At 49.8% G+C, this 21,949-nt stretch carries 20 protein-coding genes and 3 rRNA genes; 8 read left to right on the top strand and 15 right to left on the bottom strand.

What is annotated here, in order from left to right; all coding sequences use genetic code 11:
• Positions 1 to 99 precede the first annotated feature (99 nt).
• The 8 genes from ACYVUT_RS00355 to ACYVUT_RS00320 all read left to right on the top strand — a co-directional run bounded on the left by ACYVUT_RS00355 (position 100) and on the right by ACYVUT_RS00320 (position 5,195).
• On the top strand, positions 100 to 507 hold the full coding sequence (locus ACYVUT_RS00355; protein WP_484501327.1) for a choline-binding protein: 408 nt from the start codon (positions 100 to 102) through the stop codon (positions 505 to 507).
• 48 nt (positions 508 to 555) lie between these two features.
• Positions 556 to 1,371 carry a hypothetical protein gene (locus tag ACYVUT_RS00350; RefSeq protein WP_484499326.1) on the top strand — a complete coding sequence of 272 codons (816 nt, stop codon included), beginning with the start codon at positions 556 to 558 and terminating at the stop codon, positions 1,369 to 1,371.
• Positions 1,364 to 1,957: a hypothetical protein gene (locus ACYVUT_RS00345; protein ID WP_484499327.1), complete on the top strand. Its 594-nt coding sequence runs from the start codon at positions 1,364 to 1,366 to the stop codon at positions 1,955 to 1,957. The genes ACYVUT_RS00350 and ACYVUT_RS00345 overlap by 8 nt, the downstream gene beginning before the upstream one ends.
• Before the next feature lie 20 nt (positions 1,958 to 1,977).
• Positions 1,978 to 2,571: an ABC transporter ATP-binding protein gene (locus tag ACYVUT_RS00340; RefSeq protein WP_484499328.1), complete on the top strand. Its 594-nt coding sequence runs from the start codon at positions 1,978 to 1,980 to the stop codon at positions 2,569 to 2,571.
• Positions 2,572 to 2,724: 153 nt separating this feature from the next.
• Positions 2,725 to 3,132 (top strand): choline-binding protein, encoded by a 408-nt coding sequence (locus ACYVUT_RS00335; RefSeq protein WP_484499329.1) that lies wholly within the window; start codon positions 2,725 to 2,727, stop codon positions 3,130 to 3,132.
• Positions 3,133 to 3,164: 32 nt separating this feature from the next.
• Positions 3,165 to 3,995: a hypothetical protein gene (locus ACYVUT_RS00330; RefSeq protein ID WP_484499611.1), complete on the top strand. Its 831-nt coding sequence runs from the start codon at positions 3,165 to 3,167 to the stop codon at positions 3,993 to 3,995.
• Complete coding sequence (locus tag ACYVUT_RS00325) at positions 3,988 to 4,581, top strand: hypothetical protein (protein WP_484499327.1); 594 nt, start codon at positions 3,988 to 3,990, stop codon at positions 4,579 to 4,581. Before ACYVUT_RS00330 ends, ACYVUT_RS00325 begins: the two co-directional genes overlap by 8 nt.
• 20 nt (positions 4,582 to 4,601) lie before the next feature.
• A complete protein-coding gene (locus ACYVUT_RS00320; RefSeq protein ID WP_484501326.1) occupies positions 4,602 to 5,195 on the top strand; it encodes an ABC transporter ATP-binding protein in 594 nt (197 codons plus the stop codon).
• 78 nt (positions 5,196 to 5,273) lie between these two features.
• Here the strand turns inward: ACYVUT_RS00320 and ACYVUT_RS00315 are convergent, their stop codons facing one another.
• The 15 genes from ACYVUT_RS00315 to ACYVUT_RS00245 form a co-directional block, all read right to left on the bottom strand.
• Positions 5,274 to 6,149, bottom strand: coding sequence for an ROK family protein (locus tag ACYVUT_RS00315; RefSeq protein WP_484499332.1), 876 nt, complete (start codon positions 6,147 to 6,149; stop codon positions 5,274 to 5,276).
• 39 nt (positions 6,150 to 6,188) lie between these two features.
• The gene (manA, locus tag ACYVUT_RS00310; RefSeq protein WP_484499333.1) at positions 6,189 to 7,151 is read right to left on the bottom strand and encodes a mannose-6-phosphate isomerase, class I; all 963 of its coding nucleotides are present in this window, start codon (positions 7,149 to 7,151) and stop codon (positions 6,189 to 6,191) included.
• 84 nt (positions 7,152 to 7,235) lie between these two features.
• Positions 7,236 to 8,630, bottom strand: a complete 1,395-nt coding sequence (locus ACYVUT_RS00305) for a glycoside hydrolase family 1 protein (RefSeq protein ID WP_484499334.1) — start codon at positions 8,628 to 8,630, stop codon at positions 7,236 to 7,238.
• Positions 8,630 to 9,505, bottom strand: coding sequence for an ROK family protein (locus ACYVUT_RS00300; protein WP_484499335.1), 876 nt, complete (start codon positions 9,503 to 9,505; stop codon positions 8,630 to 8,632). The genes ACYVUT_RS00305 and ACYVUT_RS00300 overlap by 1 nt, the downstream gene beginning before the upstream one ends.
• A 104-nt stretch (positions 9,506 to 9,609) precedes the next feature.
• Positions 9,610 to 9,936 (bottom strand): PTS lactose/cellobiose transporter subunit IIA, encoded by a 327-nt coding sequence (locus ACYVUT_RS00295; protein WP_439776289.1) that lies wholly within the window; start codon positions 9,934 to 9,936, stop codon positions 9,610 to 9,612.
• A 36-nt stretch (positions 9,937 to 9,972) separates the two neighbouring features.
• The gene (locus tag ACYVUT_RS00290; protein WP_484501325.1) at positions 9,973 to 11,418 is read right to left on the bottom strand and encodes a PTS sugar transporter subunit IIC; all 1,446 of its coding nucleotides are present in this window, start codon (positions 11,416 to 11,418) and stop codon (positions 9,973 to 9,975) included.
• A gap of 34 nt (positions 11,419 to 11,452) precedes the next feature.
• Complete coding sequence (locus ACYVUT_RS00285; RefSeq protein WP_484501324.1) at positions 11,453 to 11,773, bottom strand: PTS sugar transporter subunit IIB; 321 nt, start codon at positions 11,771 to 11,773, stop codon at positions 11,453 to 11,455.
• Positions 11,774 to 11,927: 154 nt separating this feature from the next.
• Positions 11,928 to 13,427 (bottom strand): sialate O-acetylesterase, encoded by a 1,500-nt coding sequence (locus ACYVUT_RS00280; protein WP_439776311.1) that lies wholly within the window; start codon positions 13,425 to 13,427, stop codon positions 11,928 to 11,930.
• Between the two features lie 21 nt (positions 13,428 to 13,448).
• Entirely contained in the window at positions 13,449 to 13,781 is a 333-nt protein-coding gene (locus tag ACYVUT_RS00275) for a PTS lactose/cellobiose transporter subunit IIA (RefSeq protein WP_439776310.1), read from the bottom strand.
• A gap of 47 nt (positions 13,782 to 13,828) precedes the next feature.
• Positions 13,829 to 15,211 (bottom strand): PTS sugar transporter subunit IIC, encoded by a 1,383-nt coding sequence (locus tag ACYVUT_RS00270; RefSeq protein ID WP_439776309.1) that lies wholly within the window; start codon positions 15,209 to 15,211, stop codon positions 13,829 to 13,831.
• A 2-nt stretch (positions 15,212 to 15,213) separates the two neighbouring features.
• On the bottom strand, positions 15,214 to 15,516 hold the full coding sequence (locus tag ACYVUT_RS00265; protein ID WP_439776308.1) for a PTS sugar transporter subunit IIB: 303 nt from the start codon (positions 15,514 to 15,516) through the stop codon (positions 15,214 to 15,216).
• A gap of 213 nt (positions 15,517 to 15,729) precedes the next feature.
• Positions 15,730 to 16,455: a GntR family transcriptional regulator gene (locus tag ACYVUT_RS00260; protein WP_439776307.1), complete on the bottom strand. Its 726-nt coding sequence runs from the start codon at positions 16,453 to 16,455 to the stop codon at positions 15,730 to 15,732.
• A gap of 163 nt (positions 16,456 to 16,618) precedes the next feature.
• A 5S ribosomal RNA gene (rrf, locus tag ACYVUT_RS00255) occupies positions 16,619 to 16,735 on the bottom strand.
• 69 nt (positions 16,736 to 16,804) lie between these two features.
• Positions 16,805 to 19,710, bottom strand: a 23S ribosomal RNA gene (locus ACYVUT_RS00250).
• A gap of 218 nt (positions 19,711 to 19,928) precedes the next feature.
• Positions 19,929 to 21,491: ribosomal RNA gene (locus tag ACYVUT_RS00245) — 16S ribosomal RNA — on the bottom strand.
• The 16S, 23S and 5S rRNA genes sit together here, the layout of an rRNA operon.
• Positions 21,492 to 21,949 lie beyond the last annotated feature (458 nt).

Below are 21,949 nucleotides of genomic sequence, written 5' to 3'. Positions count from 1 at the left end.
CGCTGAAAATTCAAAAAAGTCACAAAAAACGCAATAAAGGTTGACAAAATATTCAACCGTGCTAACATTGAGTTGGTTTTAAGAAAGAAGATGTTTTGATTGAGTAAGCTTTTACTCAAAGTCTTAGTTCCTTTAGCCACTGTCTTTGTATTGGGCGTTACTGTTGTTTCTGCCTCAGGCAAAGCATATTGGACAATCAGTTCAGAAACCGTTAGCGATCATGGTCGTTGGAGCTCCTACGGTAGTTCCAACAAGAAGATGACTAACTCCAATTACGCGTCATTCAACGGTGATGCGCAACCCGCAAGCTTTGGCTATTACGTCCACTTGATCAATAACAAGGCAGCCACAAGATCTGGTACAGTTCCATTGGAACTGAATCATACGACAAGAGCCAATAATAACTCTGGTAAGAAGGGCTACCACTATTACGCCGATGTTCGCTCTAAAAAGTATGAGCCAAATACGACCAGAGTAAAGCTGCACTTCAGCGCGGACTACAAATAATGTAAGAGGGGTGTTCAGCCCCTCTTTTGTTTTTGAAGGAGTAATAAATTGAGTCGTTCAAGGAAAATCGCCATCTCTCTGGTTTGCCTTTATCTAATATTGGTAACCTGGCAGATCTTTTATGAAATCGGTCAAAACAAGATGTTACGTTTTGATCCCGATCATTTTCTTTATATGTTTTTCGGTATTCAGTTTGGCGGCGTGTTAGACGATGCCTTCTCTCTATACCTACTTGAATTTTCATTGATACCTGTAATAGGATCAGCGCTCGCCGTCTTTACCAAAAACAATAATTCGTTTTCAAATTACCAGCAGCGGTCGGGCTATCACGGCTATCTTAAAACTGCCTGCCTAAGAGCCTTTGGCACTGGCTTTGGTTTGGCTATTCTGATCAATATCTATCAGATGATTATTATCAGCCTCTTTTACAGTCCTTTTGTCTACCAAAATCCCAGTTTTTTCCTTTGGGACAATTCCGGTGGCGTTTCTCTTTCACAGAACAGCTTGGTAGCACTGGTTTTATACGTTTTCATGTCTGCCATCGGCTGGGGCAGTTTTTCCTTACTTATCCTTGCAGTTGGCCTTTGGATCAAGAAAAACAGCCTGTATCTGGTAAGCGGTACTATTATTATGTTGATCTGTATCTTAACTCCTACACTTATAACTGCCAACAGTGGTCCTTTGTTGATCTTGTCAGATATGTTCTTCCTGCCAAATATCATGTCTCCAGGCCTGTTATCATTCGTGAATGCTCACCAACCTGTCAATGTCTACGGTCTTTACTTCCTGACCCTGGCCACCTGCCTGCTGATAGTTGCCGGTCTAATCAGATTTTGGTATCTGAAGAAGGTGCAAAATGGCTGATATTGACCTCGAGCTTCTGCCACAAACTAAACGCTTCCGCGAACTTAGCCTGGCCTTGATCTTCATCCTGTCTGCTGCTGCCAGCATCTATACACTGCACGCTATAAAGGAAAGAGATATTGTCTACTTCTTCTTATACAACAACCTGCTTTCCCTATATCTGCAGACCTTTGTCCTCTTGATCATTTTCAGCCAGATCCTTAAAGTCCGCCCCATCGCTGTCTTTCTTGGCATCCGCCAGGCTGAAACTGGACTGGTAAAGAAGCTGCTCCAGCTGATCCTGCTGGACATCCTGGTCATGACGGTTGGCTTGGCCATCCCCTACCTGCTGGGCGTTCGCCACTACTTCAGATGGGGCAGTCCGGCCTTGGGCAGTCTGCTCCTCTTCTTGCACCTGCTCTGCTTTACCCTGTGTGTCCTTTTCATGATTTTGAGCTTAAGAGTCAGCCACCCCTGGCTGATCTTCATCATCGCCATTGCCGTGATCATGCTCTATCACTACAATCTGGAGCAGTCCACCCTTTTGTCCAAGTACAGTATTATCTTTGACCCCTTATACCGGGCCACTCACTATATCTACTTCTGATTTTTGCTTTTGGAGGAAAAATGTTACAGGTTACTCATGTCAGCAAGAAATTTAAAGACGCCGACGTTCTCAAAGATGTTTCTTTAACTGTCAAGCCGGGCGAATTGATCCACATCGTTGGGGTCAACGGGTCTGGCAAGTCAACTTTATTCAAGATCATCACTGGACTGCTTAAGGCCGACAGCGGCACGGTCAGTCTGGACTCCGGCGATGTGATCGGGGCCTTGATCGAAAACCCGGGCTTTCTGGAATATGAAACCGCCTGGGCCAATCTGCGTTTCTTGGCCAATGTCCACCATAAGTTCCAGGAAGACAAGGTCAGAAAGCTGCTCACCGACTTTGACCTGGACCCAGACAGCCGGCAAGCCGTTGGCAAATACTCTATTGGCATGCGGCAGAAAGTTGGCATCATCCAGGCCATCATGGAAGACCAAAACATCATTCTTTTGGACGAACCAACCCGGGGCATCGACAAAAAAGGGGTCAAGCAGTTTGTCGACCTGCTTGAGCGGCTGAAAACTGAAGGCAAGTCCGTCGTCGTTGCCAGCCACGATGACATCCCCGGCCTAGTCTATGACCGGACCTTGACCCTGGAAAACGGGGAACTGAAATAACACTCTTTAAAAGACCAACTCAAGACATCTTGGGTTGGTCTTTTTGCATTTTTTTCAAAATCGTCAAGAAAAAGTCAAATTTCTATTGACACACCGTTTTCACATTGCTATCATAAAAAACATCAAATTGTATGAAAGGGAAGGATATTCGAAATGAATAAGCTTTTAGTAAAAATTTTAGTTCCTTTAACCACCATTTTTGCATTAGGCGTTACTGTTGTTTCAGCCTCTGGAAAGCCTTACTGGACTATCAGTGAAGAAACTGTCAGTGACCATGGCCGCTGGAGCTCTTATGGCAGTCCCAACAAGAAAATGACCAATTCTAATTATGCATCATTTAATGGAGATGCCTTGCCAGCTACCTTTGGTTATAAAGTTCATTTGATCAACAGCAACGCCGCGACTAGATCTAACACTGTGCCATTGAAATTAAATCAAACGACACGGGCAGGCAACAACTCCGGGAAAAAGAACTATTACTATTACGCAGACGTTCGTTCTCAAAGTTATGAGCTAAGTACGACCAGAGTAAAGTTGCACTTTAGTTCCGATTACAAGTAATGCACGGGAGGCGCTCAGCCTCCCTTTTATTTTTGGAAGGAATCAAAAAATTGAGTCGTTCAAGAAAAATCGCTATCTCTCTGGTTTGTCTTTATCTGTTATTGATAACTGGCCAGCTTTTTTACCAAATCAATCAAAATAAGATTGTCCGTTTTGATCCTGATAATTTTCTGTATATGTTTTTCGGTATTCAGTTTGGCGGCGTATTAGACGATCCCTTTTATTTATACCTATTTGGATTTTCACTGATACCTGTAATAGGATCAACGCTCGCCGTCTTTACCAAAAACAACAATTCGTTTTCAAACTACCAGCAGCGGTCGGGCTATCACGGCTATCTTAAAACTGCCTGCCTAAGAGCCTTTGTCACTGGCTTTGGTCTGGCTATTCTGATCAACGTCTATCAGATGATCATCATCAGTCTCTTTTACAGTCCTTTTGTCTACCAAAATCCTAGTTTTTACCTTTGGGACAAATCCAGCGTTTCTCTTTCACAGAACAGCTTGCTAGCTTTAATTCTGTATGTCTCAATGTCTGCCATCGGCTGGGGCAGCTTCTCTCTGCTTATCCTCGCAGTGGGCCTTTGGATCAAGAAAAACAGCCTGTATCTGATAAGTGGATCAATCATCATGCTACTATGCATCTTGTTGCCAACGGTTTTTGTTGCTATGGGATGGCCTTTGTTGATCTTGTCAGATATGTTTTTCCTGCCAAATATCATGTCTCCAGGCCTGTTATCATTCGTAAATGCTCACCAGCCCGTCAATGTCTATGGTCTTTACTTCTTGACCCTGGCCACTTGCCTGCTGATAGCTGCCGGCCTAATCAGATTCTGGTATCTGAAGAAGGTGCAAAATGGCTGATATTGACCTCGAGCTTCTGCCACAAACTAAACGCTTCCGCGAACTTAGCCTGGCCTTGATCTTCATCCTGTCTGCTGCTGCCAGCATCTATACACTGCACGCTATAAAGGAAAGAGATATTGTCTACTTCTTCTTATACAACAACCTGCTTTCCCTATATCTGCAGACCTTTGTCCTCTTGATCATTTTCAGCCAGATCCTTAAAGTCCGCCCCATCGCTGTCTTTCTTGGCATCCGCCAGGCTGAAACTGGACTGGTAAAGAAGCTGCTCCAGCTGATCCTGCTGGACATCCTGGTCATGACGGTTGGCTTGGCCATCCCCTACCTGCTGGGCGTTCGCCACTACTTCAGATGGGGCAGTCCGGCCTTGGGCAGTCTGCTCCTCTTCTTGCACCTGCTCTGCTTTACCCTGTGTGTCCTTTTCATGATTTTGAGCTTAAGAGTCAGCCACCCCTGGCTGATCTTCATCATCGCCATTGCCGTGATCATGCTCTATCACTACAATCTGGAGCAGTCCACCCTTTTGTCCAAGTACAGTATTATCTTTGACCCCTTATACCGGGCCACTCACTATATCTACTTCTGATTTTTGCTTTTGGAGGAAAAATGTTACAGGTTACTCATGTCAGCAAAAAATTCAAAGACGTCGACGTCCTAAAAGACGTTTCTTTAACTGTCAAGCCGGGCGAATTGATCCACATCGTCGGGGTCAACGGATCCGGCAAGTCAACTTTATTCAAGATCATCACTGGTCTGCTTAAGGCCGACAGCGGCACGGTCAGCCTGGACTCCGGCGACGTGATCGGGGCCTTGATCGAAAACCCGGGCTTTTTGGAATATGAAACCGCCTGGGCCAACCTGCGTTTCTTGGCCAATGTCCACCACAAGTTCCAGGAAGACAAGGTCAAAAAGCTGCTCACCGACTTTGACCTGGACCCAGACAGCCGGCAAGCCGTTGGCAAATACTCCATCGGCATGCGGCAGAAGGTCGGCATCATCCAGGCTATCATGGAAGACCAAAACATCATTCTTTTGGACGAACCAACCCGGGGCATCGACAAGAAAGGGGTCAAGCAGTTTGTCGACCTGCTTGAGCGGCTGAAAGCTGAAGGCAAGTCCGTCGTCGTTGCCAGCCACGATGACATCCCCGGCTTAGTCTATGACCGAACCTTGACCCTGGAAAACGGGGAACTGAAATAAAATTCAATCCATAACAAAACCAGCCCAAGCTTTCGCTTGAGCTGGTTTTTTAGTGCTATTATCTTGTTTTTCCGCTTTTTACTTAAGCAGGTCCTTGGCCATTTCAAAGCAGCCCAGGGTAGCTGAACCGTTGTTGGCAACGATTGGCCGCACGATCAGTTCGTCCAAGTCCGGCAAGGCAACGTAGTCGTTGTTCATTTCCGCGAAGTACTTTCTGACCGTTGGCATGTCGCCTTCGTTCAAAACTGACCCGCCGACAACCATGACGTCTGGCCGGATGGTCAGGTAGATGTTGTAGAGCATCTCCGCCACGTAGTAGGAAATCAAGTCAAAGACTGGGTGGCTGCGGTCCAGGTCTTCACCAGGAATCCCGGTTCTGCCCTTGATGGTCGGACCAGCCGTCAGGCCTTCCCCACAGGCGTCGTGGTGGAAAGGACAACCGCCTTCATACTTGTCGTCCGCCCGCTTAGGAATGCGCATATGGCCCATTTCTGAGTGGTTGGTGTAGCCGATGAAGTGGCCTTGCTGGATGGCACCGGCCCCAACGCCAGTCCCGATGGTGATGTAAAGGTAGGTCTTTTCATCATCCCGGCCGCGGGCAATGTATTCCCCGTAGCAGGAAGCGTTGACGTCAGTCGTCAAAACGGCTGGCACGCCCAGTTCCTTTTCAAAGTAGCCCTTCAGTTCAGTATTTGACCAGCCTGGCTTTGGGGTCTTGGAAATGTAGCCAAAAGTCTCTGACTTCGGGTCGATGTCGATCGGGCCAAAAGAGCCGATCCCGATGGCCTTGACTGGGTTCTCCTTGAAGAAGTCCCGGCAGGCTGCCAAAGTTTCCGCCGGAGTCGTGGTTGGCACCCGCTTGGTTGCCGTCGTTTCCCCAGTTTCCACGTTTTGCACGCCTAAGATGAACTTGGTGCCGCCGGCTTCAATGCTGCCTACAAAAGTATCTGTCATGTTCTCACCTATGCTTCTGTTAACTTTCGATTTTGTCTTTTAAGCTTCATCGCCTGGTTTGGAAGCGATAATCGTAGCTTGACCATCTAAAGTATAACAGGAAATCGTCGTTGGCAAAATCAGATGATCACCTTTTTTCAGCGGGTAAGTCTGCCCGTCGACCGTCAAGTCGCAAGCTCCGTCCAAAACTGACAGCAAGCGGTACTTGCCGTCCTTGATCTCAAAGTCGCCCTTGCCGTGAACATCCAGCTTGAAGACGCCGAAGTATTCCGCCATAACGAACTGGGTCACGTGAACGTCGCCAACATCCCATTCTTCATGGTTGAGCTTTGGCATCTCAAACGGCACTTGCACCGTGTCGATTGACTGCTGCAGGTGAAGTTCCCGCAGCTTGCCGGTCTTCTTGTCCACCCGGTCAAAGTCGTACATCCGGTAGGTGGTGTCGCTGGACTGCTGGGTTTCCAAAACCATGATGCCGCTGCCGACAGCGTGCACCATGCCATGCGGCACGTAGAAGAAGTCACCTTCGTGCACCGGAACGGTCCGCAAGAGCTTCTTCCATTCCCCGTTTTTCACCATTTCGGCGAATTCTTCCCGGGTCTGGGCATTGTGGCCGTAGTAGAGCTTAGCGCCTGGCTTGGCCTTGATCACGTACCAGGATTCAGTCTTGCCCAATTCCCCTTCGTGGATTCTGGCGTATTCATTGTCCGGGTGCACTTGCACGGACAGGTCTTGGTTGGCATCCAAAATCTTGGTCAGAAGCGGGAAGACATCCCCTTTGGCATTGCCAAAAAGTTCCCGGTGCTGGTCCCAAAGCTCATTCAGCTTCATCCCCTTGTAAGGGCCGTTCTTGATGGTCGCCGGGCCGTGCGGGTGGGCGGAAATTGCCCAAGCTTCACCGGTGTGGTCACTGGGAATCTGGTAGCCAAATTCGTCTTTTAAGCCAGTGCCGCCCCAAATTTTTTCATGAAAAACTGGTTCCAAAAATAATGGTTCTGCCATTTGTTTTGCTTCTCCTTAAAAAACATGTTTTTTCTTTACAGCTTCCATTGTAAACCTTTCCGGCAAGGCTTGTCGACCGCTTTCTTAATCAGCGTCGAGTTCGTTAGTATCGCTCAGCTTCCGGTACCAGTAAGCGGACTTCTTCAAAGTCTTCTTTTGGGTGTGGATGTCGTCGCGGATCAAGCCGTAGCGGTTCCGGTAGGCGTTCATCCAGGACCAGTTGTCAATGGCAGTCCAGAGGAAGTAGCCCTTGCAGTTGCTGCCTTCGCTGATCCCCTTGTGGAGCCACTTCAAGTGGTCGCGGATAAAGTTGATCCGGTAGTCGTCTTGGACTTCACCCTTGTCGTCCAGGAAGCGTTCTTCTCTGGAAACACCCATGCCGTTTTCTGAAACAAACCACGGGAAGTTATCATAGTTTTCACGCAGGTTGACGGAGATGTCGTAGAGGGCCTTCGGGTAGATTTCCCAGCCCTTGTCGACGTTCATGATCCGGCCTGGCATCTCGTAGTTGTCGAAGTGGATGTCCGGCATCCAGTCTTGCAGGCTCTTTGGAGAGATGGCTGGTGCTTGAACCCGCATTGGCTGGTAGTAGTTGACGCCCAGCAGGTCGATCGTGCTTTCCTTGATCAAGTCCAGTTCTTCTTGAGTAGCATCCCAGAGAACGCCATCATCAGCCAGGATCTTGACGATTTTTTCCGGGAAGGTCCCCTTGATGGCGGCCTCAAGCCAAAGGTCAACGCACCAAAGGTTGGCAAATTCCGCTGCTTCCAGGTCAGCTGGCTCGTTTGATCTTGGGTAAGCTGGGGTCAGGTTCAAGATGATCCCAACCGTGTGCTCGTCGTCATTGAAGCGGGTGTGGAACTTTTGAATAGCCTTGGCGGAAGCCAGGTTGATGTTGTAAGTTACCTGGACAGCCAGCGGGCCGTCAACTTTGAGCGGGTAGTGGAACTTGTACAGGTAAGCCCCGTCAACGATAACCTTAGGCTCGTTGAAGGTGAACCAGTGCTTGACCCGGTCGCCGTAGAGCTCGAAGCACTTGTCAGCAAACTTGGCGAACAAGTCGCCGACGTGCTTGTCTTCCCAGCCGCCGTACTTCTTTTGCAGTTCATAAGGCATGTCGAAGTGGCAGAGGTTCATGTAAGGTTCAATGCCGTTTTCCAGCATGCAGTCGATCAGGTCGCTGTAGAACTTGGCCCCGTCCGGGTCAACTTCGCCCGTCTCAAAGTCAGCGATCAAGCGGGACCACTGGATTGAAGTCCGCAGGTGCTTGATGCCGGCTTCCTTCATCAAAGGCAGGTCCTTCTTGTAGTCATTGTAAAAGTTGGACGCCGTGTCCGGCCCGACCCCATTGTAAAAAGCTTGCGGGTCAGTGTCGTACCAATAGTCAAAAACGTTACGGTGACGCTTGTTAAAGCGGCCTTCAGTCTGCGGGCCTGAGCAGGCAGCCCCCCAGGCAAAATCATCTGGAAACTTCAGCATTATTCTTCTCCATGTTCTTGTTCAAAATCATATACGCAGCCGCGCAAGTTGGCTTCACCGCGGTATTCACACACGGCCAGGTCCGGCTTGACGGTGGCAATGCCCACCTCTTGGCGGATTCGTTCAATTTCTTCATTCAAAAGGCCCAGCAGGTCAGGGTTGTTGGAAATCGCCCCGCCGATGATGATCTTTTCCGGGTCAAAGCCGTGCTGCAGGTTGAAAATAGCAGCTGCCAAAGCCTTGATCGACCGGGTTCTTTCCTTAAGAGCCAGAGGATCGCCGGCCTTGGCCAGGTCGTAGACTTCCTTGCCGGAAGCTTCATGGCCGCTGGCCTCACTGTAACGTTCAGCCATTTGGACCGGGGAAGCGGCCTGGCTCAAGGTCATACCGGCTTCAGCCGTGGTCTGGTAGCCGAACTCGCCCCCGTAAAGGTGGGCTCCATGCCAGATCTGCCGATTGAAGATGATGGCCCCGCCGACGCCGGTACCGATGACCATAAAGGCCAGGGAGGAATTGTTTTTGCCGGCACCGTCAGCCAGTTCAGCCAGGGCCGCGCAGTTGGCGTCATTTTCGATGCTTACTGGCAGGCCGAAGATTTCTTCCAATTTCGGCACGATCTGGAAATTATGGATGTAAGGCAGAGCGCTGGCCCCTTCAATGACCCCGCTTTGCTTGTTCACGGCACCTGGTGAGGAGATGGCTACCCCGGTCACGGCGCTTTCCGCCTTGATCTTGGCCACTTCTCCGCCCAAAAGGCTGTAGAAGTCTTCCAGATTGTCCGGGGTTGGCAGAGCGTGCACTTTTTGCAAGCGGCCGTCTTCCCAGGTCGCGAACTTGATTGTGCTGCCGCCAATGTCGATTGCTGCTAAATTCATTCTTTGATCACCTTGTTTGTTAAATGACTGGCCTAACCAGGTCAGCTTGGACGACATCTTTCAACTATGAGCCACATGTTTTCAGTTCTTGTCGCCAGCTGGATTTACTTCTTTTCTGCCATCTTTTCGTAGACGGAAACCAGTTCATTTGCCAGGTCGATGTAAGTAATCGCGGTCATCAAGTGGTCTTGCGAGTGCACAACCAGCAAGGTCAGCTGGATATGTTCACCGCTGGCTTCCTTGGTCAGCATGGCAGTTTGCGAGTTGTGAGCATCTACCAAGGCGTTGTTGGCTTCCTTAAGCTTGCCGTGTGCCTTTTCAAAATCACCTTCGTGAGCCGCGTCAATGGCTTCCTTGGCAAAAGCCCGGGCATTGCCGGCGTTGACGATCAAGCCCATGACGGACTGCATAGTTTGTTCTTCTTCACTCATTATTTTTAACCTTTTTCAATCTAAATTATCGTCGATTTACGCCTTTGCTTCAGCTTCAGCGTTTTCTTGTTCCCGCTTCAGCAAAACTTGGTCGTAACGCTTGGCAAATGGGAAGTAAACCAAAGTTGAAATTACCAAAACGCAGAACTGCCAGATGGCAATCTTCCAGCCGCCGATGAAGAAACCAGACAGAACAGCTGGCGTGGTCCATGGTGCCGCAACACCGTTAAGCGGTGGCAGGATGCCGTAGCGGATCAAGCCGTAAGTTGACAGGCTGACGATCAGCGGCACGCAGAAGAATGGCACGGCCAGGAATGGGTTCATAACCAGTGGCAAACCGAACAGGAATGGTTCGTTGATGTTGAAGATTGACGGTACGAGTTCGATCTTACCAATTGCCTTCATCTGCTGGGACTTGGCGAACCAAACCGTGAAGACAACCAAACCGATAGTGATACCAGAACCGGTCAAGTTGATGAAGTTGTTGTAGAATTCGTTGGTAATAACGTGAGCCCCTTGGGCAACAGACAATTTGCCCGCGTGGTACAAAGCAGCGTTGGCCGCGGTGTTTGGCAGAAGGAAGGCGCCGGCAACTGAACCGACGATCAAACCGCCGTGAACGCCAAAGAACCAGAAGAATGGTACGGCCAGGCCGATAACGATGGCCCCGCCCCATGAGTCAGACAGACCCTGCATCGGCATTTCCAGAACTTGGTAGATCCATTGCAGCATGTCAGTGTTGCCAAAAGTCTTGAAGGCAGCAAACAGCAGCATGCAGGCAGTCAAGTCAACACCGGCTGGAATCATGGCTGAGAACTGCTTGGAAACGCTGGATGGCACTTGTTCTGGCAGCTTGATCTTCCAGCCCTTCTTCATCATGGCGCTGTAGCTCCAGCCGACCAAAAGGCCGATGATGATGGCAGCAACCATCCCTTGGCCGCCAAACCAGGTAATGTTCAAAACGTTAGTGACTGGCGAAGCCAGGAAGGTCTGCAGAGCATGCGGCAATTTGTCGATGTTCTGGGCCACGGCTGAGCCTGACAAGACAACCTTGCCGGCCGCGTTGCTGATGCCGCTGGCTTCAGCTGACTTAAGCGGGCTGTCGACCTGCATGAACTGCAAAAGCAGGAAGGCTGACAGAGCAGTCAAAGCGGCCGGGAGAGGCTCAACTTTTTCATTCTTGACATAGACATAGGCAATCCCGACAACTGACCAAACGGAGATCATCCCGAAACTGGCCGTGTAAGCCTGGCTAAAGAAGGCTGACCAGCCGCTGTCGGACAAGGCCTGGGAAACTGCCGGAATTGGGAAGTTGGACATGATCAAGAAGATCGACCCAATAATGATAAATGGCAGCGAGTAGACCATCCCGTCTTGGATAGCCTTGACGGCCTTCGTGTTAACAAACTTCATGATTGGTGGCAGAATCTTTTGATTGACAAAAGCACTGAATCCACCCTGCTTTGTAGTTTCTGTACTCATCACTTTTTCCTCGATTTACAAACGCAAAAGCTCTTTACTTGCTCATTACCTTAGTAGCTTGTTGAACAACCTTTTCTCCGTTCATCATGCCGTAAGCAGCCATGTCAATGACATCGACCGGAACATCGGTGCCTTCAACCTTCTTTTGGAAGTCAGCCAGCATGTAGCGGACTTGCGGCCCAAGCAAGATGCAGGAGATGTTCTTGTTTTCCAGGTTTGAATCAGCTTCAGCTGCTGGACAGGCAAAGATTTCGTAGTCCAAGCCGTCCTTAGCGGCAGCTTCTTGCATCTTTTTAACCAGCATACTGGTACTCATCCCTGCTGAGCAGCACAGCATAATCGTTTTTTCAGCCATTCTAATTACCTCCTAGAACTTCTCTTCACGGATATGTGTTATCGCTTACAAAACACATTATACGCTTGCGTAAAGAGTATGTCTAGTAGTTTTAAAAAATATGTCTTTTGTTTTTTCGAGGATCTTTAGCTTGAAAAAGTTTTAGAGTGTTTATTTATAGTTTTGTTTCAAATGGTGCTAAAGGAGCACCGAGTTCATTATAGACCGCCAAGTCCGGATAGTTGGCGTAGCCATAACGCAGACCTAACGCGTCATCTGGGCAATCCAGGCTGACTTCTTGCCCCTTAACCTGGACCTTGACAGTTTGATATGGCTGCCAATTGTCCTTGGTCAAAAAGCTGACTTTGACTTCGCCGGTGACTTCCAGCTGGAAGCTGTTGATCACTTTAAAGCTGAGCCGGCCAGCTTCTTTCTTAAAAGCAACTGCCGTTGGCGTTGCCGGGTAGGATGCCCCGGACATGCAGGCGGCCAGCCGCTGGCCGGCTTCCCGCTTGTGAGTCGGGTGAATATTGTGGGCCTCGCCCAGGTCGGCAATGGAAACCAGGTCAACGTATGGTCGGCTGGCAGCTGTTTCCAGCTGGGTCTGCCGGATCATGGCCACGCTGTTTTCCGGATTGTCGGCATAGCCAGGCAGCTGGATCAGCTTGACTGGCAAAGAGGGGTCAGCGAGCACGCGGCGCCAAGTGTTAAGCAGTAAGTTGAGGAGTTTGGAGTAGTATCTTGGCCGGTCAGTGTCGTTTTCCCCTTGGTACCAGACCCAGTCGGTCACGGTAATATCCTGGATCTGGCTGACCATCGTCTCATAAAGAGCACCTGGACGCAGGTAGCTGTCCGGCCGCATTGGCGGCGGCCATGGCGTGTGGCCAACGATATTCTTGGCCTGGCTCAAGCTGCTTTCCGGATGCTGGTCCAGGTACTGCTTGAGGTCCACATTGTGCTGGTCGACAGCCGCCTGCCACTTGGCGGTTTCAGCGTCGAAATCAGCCCAGCTTTTGCCCTTGACGGCTGCTTCATATGGGTCGATAAAGGCCGTCTTCAGTTCCGGATCTTCCTTCAAAAGGTCAACCGGCAGCCAGTTGGAGGCTGAGGTACCACCTTTGAAGCAGTCCACTGCCGCGTAAATTTGGCTTGGGTCAAGCTCTTGCAGTTTGGCCAGGCAGTAAAAGCCGATGGCCGACATTTCGCCGGCCGTTTCGGCATTCACTTCATGCCATTTTTCTTCAGCCACATCCGGCTTTACCGCCCCGGTTTCCGGGTCACGGTAGTCGATCTGCGGGCAGTTGTAATAGTAAAGGTTCGGATGGCTTCCAGCTGCTAATGCGGCCTTAGCCTGGGCAAATTCCGCGTCATCTTTCAGCCGGTATTCGATATTGGACTGGCCGCTGAGGAGGATCACCCGGCCAAAGCGCAGATTTTTCAGAGTCTGCGTCTGCCCGTGACTGACTACCGTCAGTTCAGCCAGTTCCTGTTTGTCATATGCCGGCAGAAGGAGCTGCCAGTGGCCTTGTTCATCGGCCTTGCCTTGGTAGCGGCGTCCGGCAAAATTGACCGTAACTACTGCTCCGCTGGCGGTTTGCCCGCCTAAACGGAAGTCCTTGTAAATTGGCAGGACCATGCCGTCTTGAAAAATATCCGCTAAAAGTTTGCCCGTCATTTTTCTTCACCTAGTGCAATCTTATTGCAGTTTTTCCTGCAAAGCTTTGACTTCTTTTTGCAAATTGAGTTGCTTTTCAGCAACAGTCATCATGATGTCCGCGGCCATAAAGTGGTCTTGTGAGTGGATCAGCAAGAGTGACTTTTCCACTTCTTCGCCGCCCATTTCAGCTGACATCCAGGCGGTTTGAATGTTGTGGGCCTGGTGCAGGGAGTCATGAGCCTGCTTCAAAAAGTCTTCAGCGGCGGCAAAGTCGCCGTCTTCGGCGGCCTTCATGGCCCGGATTGATGCCGACTTGGAGTCGCCGGCGAAAGAAATCAGTTGCATTGCCTTGGCAAGTTGTTTTTCATCCATAATTAAAATCCTTCTTGATTCTTTTTCTATTAATCCTGATTCCTAGCTTATTCAGCAACAGCCTTAGCCATTTCATCCATTGGCTCGTCCGGATTCAGCCGGTTGTCCATTCTGACGAATGGCACGTAGAGAGCGGTACATACGAAGAGGATGATGGCTTGGACGATCAAGCCCTTGATGTTGCCGGTGTAGAGCAGGCCGGAGATCAGGGTTGGCACCGTCCATGGAACGTTGTTGACGATTGGCGCGATGAAGCCGATCTTGGTAAAGAAGATACCGATGTAGAAAGCTACTGGTTGGCAAAGCAGCCATGGAACGAAGTAGATCGGGTTCATGATGATTGGCAAACCGAAAGTGATTGGTTCAGAAATGTTGAAGATGGCTGGCATCAAGGCGATGTTGGAGATCTTCTTAGCGGCAACTCTCTTGGAGAAGAGCTTGATGGCCAAAACTGGGGCTACTGAACATGAACCAGCCGCGATGGTTGAGAAGTTCATGAACAGGGTTGAGTAGATGTGGTGTGCCTGGCCCAGCATGTTTTGCGTGTCATTGATGTTCCAGGTCAAACCGAAGATCGGGCCCCAGATGGAAGTCGGGTGAATCCCGAACCATTGGAGCAAGCTCCAGGTAGTTTGAGAAACAAAGGCGAAGGCACCAGTTGAGGAGATGGCCATAGCCGGCTTTTGCAAAAGCGTCAAAAGCAGTTCTGGCATGGTTTGCCCAGCCAGGGTAGTTGAAAGGCCAGTCAAGATGATGTAGACGCCCAGAGTCACGGTCCCCGGAATCAATGATTCAAAAGAGCGGGCAACGGCTGGCGGAACTGAGTCCGGCATCTTGATGGTGATATTCTTGGCCAGCATCTTGTTGTAGATCCAAACCGCCGAAGCGGAGATCAGCAGGGCAGCGAAGACACCCTTAGTACCCAGGAATGAGGTATCGATGTAGTTCAAAACATCGATCGCCTTCTTCGAACCGGTTGGCGTGTAAGAGAAGTGCCATGGCAGGCAGATGAAGAAGGCCCCTAAAGCGTAGAGGACGTCCGTCATGTGTTCCTTGGACTTCGGGTAGTACTTTCTTGAGAAAGTGTTGGCGAAGATCACGACCAAAAGAAGGGCGAAGACGTTCAAAGAACCGTTTGAGACCAAGCCGATCAAGTTGGCGAAGTTCTGCAGAGCCTTGCAGAAGCCATTGGCTTCCCAAGCTGACCAGGAGCCGGCAATCATCCGGCCCAATTGCAAGCCTTGCTTACCGAAGATCAGCCCGTTGATTGGGTCAATGAAGACGTTTTGCAGCATAATCGCGAAACCAGCGATCATGGAAGTGGACGCTACGATGATAAAGGAGTCACGCAGGGTCAGCAGAAATTTGTTGGCCGCGATCTTACCAGCTACTTTGGTAAAATTGGCCTGGAATTTTTGTAAACCAGTCATTATTAGATCCCTTCTTCTTTCAAGGCCTTAACGATCGTTGCCCCATCCATTGAACCGAATTGCTGCATAGTCAAGGCAACTACCTTGGTGTCCGGGTGTTCCTTCTTCATTGAGTCTTCGTCCCAGGCAACTTGTGGTGCCAGAACGATTGCATCAACGTCGTCGCCAAGTTCGTCAGCCATGCCCAGGTCGTAGGCATCAACCTTGACGTCGGCACCTTCAGCCGTGTAGACGTCCTGCATCTTCTTAGCTACCAAACTGGTTGAAAAACCACCGCTGCAGAAAAGCGCAATCTTCTTAGTCATAATACTTATTCCTCCCAAAAAACATTTGTACTAACAAATTCAATTCTTGATAACGTTTACACTCTATATTCTAGCAAGCCCTTTCATAATGTCAATACCTTTTATGATTTGTTATTACAAATATTTTGCCAAGGGATAAAAAAATACCCTTGAAGGCTGATCCTTCAAGGGTTTGCAGGAGTTATACAAATTTCTGCATTCTTGTATTTGTCTTTAACTTTTTGCCTTGGTCGGCTTGTAGCGGAGAATCCGTTTGATGCTGAAACCAGCGGTCTTAAAGTAAGTTTGAGCATACTCGAAGATCTGCTGGGTGGCCAGGTAGGATTTTTGCTCGACCATCAGCAATTTGTCATGGATAGAACAAGACAAATCCTTGGCCAGTTCTTCATTGGCGTCAACGAGAGTATATTCCCGTTCAGCTGAGCTGATATTGAAGTCCTGCTCATTTTCCAGGACAGTATAGATCGACTGAGTCAAGGCATCCATGCCCAATCCCTGGACTACCTTGACCGGCATGGCCAGCTTCTGAATCCCGACCAGGTCGCTGTGATAATAAATTGCCCGCTTGATTTGGTAGCAAAGGTCGAACTTGGTCAATTCCAGACTGTCCTGCAGGGCCTTGGTTGGCTTAGCCACCCGGAAGTCCAGCAGCTTGACCTGGTAGCGGTCAAAATCGATGATTTCAAAATCATCATAATCAAGCTGACTGGCGGTATTAGTCTCAGAATCCTTGACGAAGGTCCCGGCCCCTTGAATGCGGTAGATCAAGCCATCATTTTCCAGCTGCTGCAGGGCGTTGCGGACCGTGATCCGGCTGACGTTAAAGTCGTTGGCAATGGCCATTTCCTGGGGCAACTGGTCGCCTGGAGCGTACTTGCCTTCAGCTATCTCCTGCCTAAGCTGGTTGGCGATCAGGACGTATTTCGGGGTCTCTCTCATTTCTTTCATCTCCTGTTTACGGTTTGAATCAAAAAATTTGTCTTCTCAACTAATTTTCCACTATAACAATTATTCAGCAAAAGAGCCAAAAAGTCAGCAGAAATTTGTTAAAAAGTTTTCAATATATCAAAAAAGAGCCAGACTTCCGTCTGACTCTTGTCTCGCGCGGCAGCTTCCTATCCTCGCAGGCAGTTTCCCACCAACTACTTTCGGCGTTAAGAAGCTTAACTGCTGTGTTCGGCATGGGAACAGGTGTATCCTTCTTGCCATTGCCACCGCACTCTTGCTTGAGCTTGCACGCTCAAAACTGAATATCTCTTCCAAGTCAAAACCTCATTGCTTCGCTCTTTTGGTCAAGTCCTCGACTGATTAGTACCGGTCCGCTCCAAAGCTCACGCTTCTTCCACTCCCGGCCTATCTACCTCATCGTCTCTGAGGTGTCTTACTTTCTTGAAGAAATGGGAAATCTCATCTTGAGGGGGGCTTCGCACTTAGATGCTTTCAGCGCTTATCCCGTCCGCACATAGCTACCCAGCGATGCCTTTGGCAAGACAACTGGTACACCAGCGGTGCGTCCATCCCGGTCCTCTCGTACTAAGGACAGCTCCTCTCAAATTTCCTGCGCCCACGACGGATAGGGACCGAACTGTCTCACGACGTTCTGAACCCAGCTCGCGTGCCGCTTTAATGGGCGAACAGCCCAACCCTTGGGACCGACTTCAGCCCCAGGATGCGACGAGCCGACATCGAGGTGCCAAACCTCCCCGTCGATGTGAACTCTTGGGGGAGATAAGCCTGTTATCCCCAGGGTAGCTTTTATCCGTTGAGTGATGGCCCTTCCATGCGGTACCACCAGATCACTAAGCCCTACTTTCGTACCTGCTCGAGTTGTCTCTCTCGCAGTCAAGCTCCCTTTTACCTTTACACTCTGCGAATGATTTCCAACCATTCTGAGGGAACCTTTGGGCGCCTCCGTTACACTTTAGGAGGCGACCGCCCCAGTCAAACTGCCCGTCAAACACTGTCCTCGGCCTGGATCACAGGCCTGAGTTAGAGCATCCGTCAAGCAAGGGTAGTATCCCAACAGCGCCTCAGATAAGACTGGCGTCCTATCTTCTCCGGCTCCTACCTATCCTGTACATGCTTGACAGATACCCAATATTAAACTGCAGTAAAGCTCCATGGGGTCTTTCCGTCCTGTCGCGGGTAACCCGCATCTTCACGGGTATTATAATTTCACCGAGTCTCTCGTTGAGACAGTGCCCAAATCATTACACCTTTCGTGCAGGTCGGAACTTACCCGACAAGGAATTTCGCTACCTTAGGACCGTTATAGTTACGGCCGCCGTTTACTGGGGCTTCAATTCAAACCTTCGCTTGCGCTAAGCTCTCCTCTTAACCTTCCAGCACCGGGCAGGTGTCAGCACCTATACTTCATCTTACGATTTTGCAGATGCCTGTGTTTTTGATAAACAGTTGCTTGGGCCTTTTCACTGCGGCTGATCTTGCGACCAGCGCCCCTTCTCCCGAAGTTACGGGGCCATTTTGCCGAGTTCCTTAACGAGAGTTCTCTCGCTCACCTGAGGATACTCTCCTCGACTACCTGTGTCGGTTTGCGGTACGGGTGCACCGTTTCTGGCTAGAAGCTTTTCTCGGCAGTGTGACGTCGCAGCCTTCGCTACTTTAATTTCGCTCCTCATCACGCCTTGTCCTTATGAAAGCAAGCATTTGACTCGCTCTCAGACTTGACGCTTGAACGTGGTATCCAGCACCACGCGCTGCTAGCCTCCTGCGTCCCTCCATCGCTCATAACGATTCGGTGCAGTACAGGAATCTCAACCTGTTGTCCATCGACTACGCCTCTCGGCCTCGCCTTAGGTCCCGACTTACCCTGGGCGGACGAGCCTGCCCCAGGAAACCTTAGTCTTGCGGCGGACAGGATTCTCACCTGTCTTTCGTTACTCATACCGGCATTCTCACTTCTAGAAGCTCCACATGTCCTCTCGGTCATGCTTCACCGCCGCTAGAACGCTCTCCTACCACGTGCTTGCGCACATCCACAGTTTCGGTATCATGCTTAGCCCCGGTAAATTTTCGGCGCGGCGTCACTCGACTAGTGAGCTATTACGCACTCTTTGAATGATGGCTGCTTCTGAGCCAACGTCCTAGTTGTCTGCGCAACTCCACATCCTTTTCCACTTAGCATGAATTTTGGGACCTTAACTGGTGATCTGGGCTGTTTCCCTTTCGACTACGGATCTTATCACTCGCAGTCTGACTCCCGCACATAAATGTCTGGAATTCGCAGTTTATCTGAATTCAGTAACCCTTGACGGGCCCCTAGTCCAAACAGAGCTCTACCTCCAGCATCCTCTTTGCGAGGCTAGCCCTAAAGCTATTTCGGAGAGAACCAGCTATCTCCAAGTTCGTTTGGAATTTCACCGCTACCCACAACTCATCCCCGCAATTTTCAACTTACGTGGGTTCGGTCCTCCAGCGCGTTTTACCGCGCCTTCAACCTGGTCATGGGTAGGTCACTTGGTTTCGGGTCTGCGTCAGCCAACTGCTCGCCCTCTTCAGACTCGCTTTCGCTGCGGCTCCGTCTTTTCTGACTTAACCTTGCTGACTAACGCAACTCGCCGGTTCATTCTACAAAAGGCACGCCATTACCCGTTAATGGGCTTTGACTACTTGTAGGCACACGGTTTCAGGTTCTCTTTCACTCCCCTCCCGGGGTTCTTTTCACCTTTCCCTCACGGTACTGGTTCACTATCGGTCACTGGTTAGTATTTAGCCTTGCGAGATGGTCCTCGCGGATTCAAACGGGATTTCACGTGTCCCGCCCTACTCAGGATACTGATAGGCCTTCTTTGGATTTCGCTTACGGGGCTCTCACCCTCTCTGGCGCGTCTTCCCAAACGCTTCTGCTATCCTCTGAAGTGCCATGTTTCAGTCCTACAACCCCGGCAGATAAATCTGCCGGTTTGGGCTCTTTCCTGTTCGCTCGCCGCTACTTGGGAAATCGATATTTCTTTCTCTTCCTGCAGCTACTTAGATGTTTCAGTTCACTGCGTGTTCCTTTCTTGTGCTATGTATTCACACAAGAATAGCATGTCTGCACATGCTGGGTTCCCCCATTCGGAGACCTCCGGATCAAAGCCTACTTACGGCTCCCCGAAGACTTTCGCGGTTAGTCGCGTCCTTCATCGGCTTCCAGTGCCAAGGCATTCACCGTGCGCCCTTCTTCACTTGACCTTGCAAGTTTGTTCTTTCGAACTCTCTCGGTCGCTTTGCAATGTTTTCATTGATCTCAATGATTCTCGGTTTTTTCTTGGAATTAAGATATTCAGTTTTCAACGTACAAGTGAGAGTTGGTACTCTCAAAACTGAACAAAGTTTCTTTTGCAGTGTGCTTCCGTAACTCACAATCGTCTATTAGTGTTCCCACTCTCTGATTGTGTGTCTTTCCTTAGAAAGGAGGTGATCCAGCCGCAGGTTCTCCTACGGCTACCTTGTTACGACTTCACCCCAGTCATCTGCCCTGCCTTAGGCGGCTGACTCCTAATGGTTATCCCACCGACTTTGGGCATTGCAGACTTCCATGGTGTGACGGGCGGTGTGTACAAGGCCCGGGAACGTATTCACCGCGGCGTGCTGATCCGCGATTACTAGCGATTCCAGCTTCGTGCAGGCGAGTTGCAGCCTGCAGTCCGAACTGAGAACAGCTTTAAGAGATCCGCTTGCCTTCACAGGTTCGCTTCTCGTTGTACTGCCCATTGTAGCACGTGTGTAGCCCAGGTCATAAGGGGCATGATGACTTGACGTCATCCCCACCTTCCTCCGGTTTGTCACCGGCAGTCTCTTTAGAGTGCCCAACTTAATGATGGCAACTAAAGACAAGGGTTGCGCTCGTTGCGGGACTTAACCCAACATCTCACGACACGAGCTGACGACAGCCATGCACCACCTGTCACTGCGTCCCCGAAGGGAAAGACTTATCTCTAAGTTTGTCACAGGATGTCAAGACCTGGTAAGGTTCTTCGCGTTGCTTCGAATTAAACCACATGCTCCACCGCTTGTGCGGGCCCCCGTCAATTCCTTTGAGTTTCAACCTTGCGGTCGTACTCCCCAGGCGGAGCGCTTAATGCGTTTGCTGCGGCACTGAGAACCGGAAAGTCCCCAACACCTAGCGCTCATCGTTTACGGCATGGACTACCAGGGTATCTAATCCTGTTCGCTACCCATGCTTTCGAGCCTCAGCGTCAGTTGCAGACCAGAGAGCCGCCTTCGCCACTGGTGTTCTTCCATATATCTACGCATTCCACCGCTACACATGGAGTTCCACTCTCCTCTTCTGCACTCAAGAATGACAGTTTCCGATGCAGTTCCACGGTTGAGCCGTGGGCTTTCACATCAGACTTATCATTCCGCCTGCGCTCGCTTTACGCCCAATAAATCCGGACAACGCTTGCCACCTACGTATTACCGCGGCTGCTGGCACGTAGTTAGCCGTGACTTTCTGGTTGATTACCGTCAAATAAAGACCAGTTACTGCCTCTATCCTTCTTCACCAACAACAGAGCTTTACGATCCGAAAACCTTCTTCACTCACGCGGCGTTGCTCCATCAGACTTGCGTCCATTGTGGAAGATTCCCTACTGCTGCCTCCCGTAGGAGTTTGGGCCGTGTCTCAGTCCCAATGTGGCCGATCAGTCTCTCAACTCGGCTACGCATCATTGCCTTGGTAGGCCTTTACCCCACCAACTAGCTAATGCGCCGCGGGCTCATCCTAAAGTGACAGCTAAAAGCCGCCTTTCAAACTTGAATCATGCGATTCATGTTGTTATCCGGTATTAGCACCTGTTTCCAAGTGGTATCCCAGTCTTTAGGGCAGATTGCCCACGTGTTACTCACCCATCCGCCGCTAGCGTCCAACAAATCATCCCGAAGGAATCTTTGAATTCAGCTCGCTCGACTTGCATGTATTAGGCACGCCGCCAGCGTTCGTCCTGAGCCAGGATCAAACTCTCAATTTGAAAATTGAGCCTTTTTAATCTGCTCCAGATTATTTGCTTGCGAATTGACTTCGCTTATTTGTTTGGATCAAACAATGTTTGACCCGCACACTGCGAAACTTTGTTCAGTTTTCAAAGTACCAACTTGCGTCAAGTGACGCAACGTTTTATATCTTACTCGCTTGTTTGATTCTTGTCAACAAGTTTTCGATATTTTCTTTTTTGCCTCCGCGAGAACTTCCTGTCTCACGCGGCAACAAATATTAGTATACTCGTTATTTTTGAAAGGTCAAATCAAGCTTTTCATCCGGTTTACATTATGAACACCCGGCAGAGTTGTGATAAGGTGGAGCCTGATCTCGTTCGGCAATATCAAGTGTAGTTGGCATTTTTGCTTTCTTTCTGTTTTCTTTGTTCGGAAAAAGGTGATTTTTTGGCTGATATTTTTTCTAAAAGTTTTTTGCTTTTTCTTTTCCAAA

It is taken from the genome of Lactobacillus sp. WILCCON 0059 (assembly GCF_057197985.1).
Note: the sequence above shows the minus strand (reverse complement) of the source record. Positions and strands in the feature narration are given on the sequence as shown.

Excerpts from the sequence above, each read along its gene's own strand:
- ACYVUT_RS00345 (WP_484499327.1), top strand. The coding sequence starts at position 1,364 with ATGGCTGATATTGACCTCGAGCTTCTGCCACAAACTAAACGCTTCCGC.
- ACYVUT_RS00340 (WP_484499328.1), top strand. The coding sequence starts at position 1,978 with ATGTTACAGGTTACTCATGTCAGCAAGAAATTTAAAGACGCCGACGTT.
- ACYVUT_RS00335 (WP_484499329.1), top strand. The coding sequence starts at position 2,725 with ATGAATAAGCTTTTAGTAAAAATTTTAGTTCCTTTAACCACCATTTTT.
- ACYVUT_RS00325 (WP_484499327.1), top strand. The coding sequence starts at position 3,988 with ATGGCTGATATTGACCTCGAGCTTCTGCCACAAACTAAACGCTTCCGC.
- ACYVUT_RS00320 (WP_484501326.1), top strand. The coding sequence starts at position 4,602 with ATGTTACAGGTTACTCATGTCAGCAAAAAATTCAAAGACGTCGACGTC.
- ACYVUT_RS00315 (WP_484499332.1), bottom strand. The coding sequence starts at position 6,149 with ATGACAGATACTTTTGTAGGCAGCATTGAAGCCGGCGGCACCAAGTTC.
- manA (WP_484499333.1), bottom strand. The coding sequence starts at position 7,151 with ATGGCAGAACCATTATTTTTGGAACCAGTTTTTCATGAAAAAATTTGG.
- ACYVUT_RS00305 (WP_484499334.1), bottom strand. The coding sequence starts at position 8,630 with ATGCTGAAGTTTCCAGATGATTTTGCCTGGGGGGCTGCCTGCTCAGGC.
- ACYVUT_RS00300 (WP_484499335.1), bottom strand. The coding sequence starts at position 9,505 with ATGAATTTAGCAGCAATCGACATTGGCGGCAGCACAATCAAGTTCGCG.
- ACYVUT_RS00295 (WP_439776289.1), bottom strand. The coding sequence starts at position 9,936 with ATGAGTGAAGAAGAACAAACTATGCAGTCCGTCATGGGCTTGATCGTC.
- ACYVUT_RS00290 (WP_484501325.1), bottom strand. The coding sequence starts at position 11,418 with ATGAGTACAGAAACTACAAAGCAGGGTGGATTCAGTGCTTTTGTCAAT.
- ACYVUT_RS00285 (WP_484501324.1), bottom strand. The coding sequence starts at position 11,773 with ATGGCTGAAAAAACGATTATGCTGTGCTGCTCAGCAGGGATGAGTACC.
- ACYVUT_RS00280 (WP_439776311.1), bottom strand. The coding sequence starts at position 13,427 with ATGACGGGCAAACTTTTAGCGGATATTTTTCAAGACGGCATGGTCCTG.
- ACYVUT_RS00275 (WP_439776310.1), bottom strand. The coding sequence starts at position 13,781 with ATGGATGAAAAACAACTTGCCAAGGCAATGCAACTGATTTCTTTCGCC.
- ACYVUT_RS00270 (WP_439776309.1), bottom strand. The coding sequence starts at position 15,211 with ATGACTGGTTTACAAAAATTCCAGGCCAATTTTACCAAAGTAGCTGGT.
- ACYVUT_RS00265 (WP_439776308.1), bottom strand. The coding sequence starts at position 15,516 with ATGACTAAGAAGATTGCGCTTTTCTGCAGCGGTGGTTTTTCAACCAGT.
- ACYVUT_RS00260 (WP_439776307.1), bottom strand. The coding sequence starts at position 16,455 with ATGAGAGAGACCCCGAAATACGTCCTGATCGCCAACCAGCTTAGGCAG.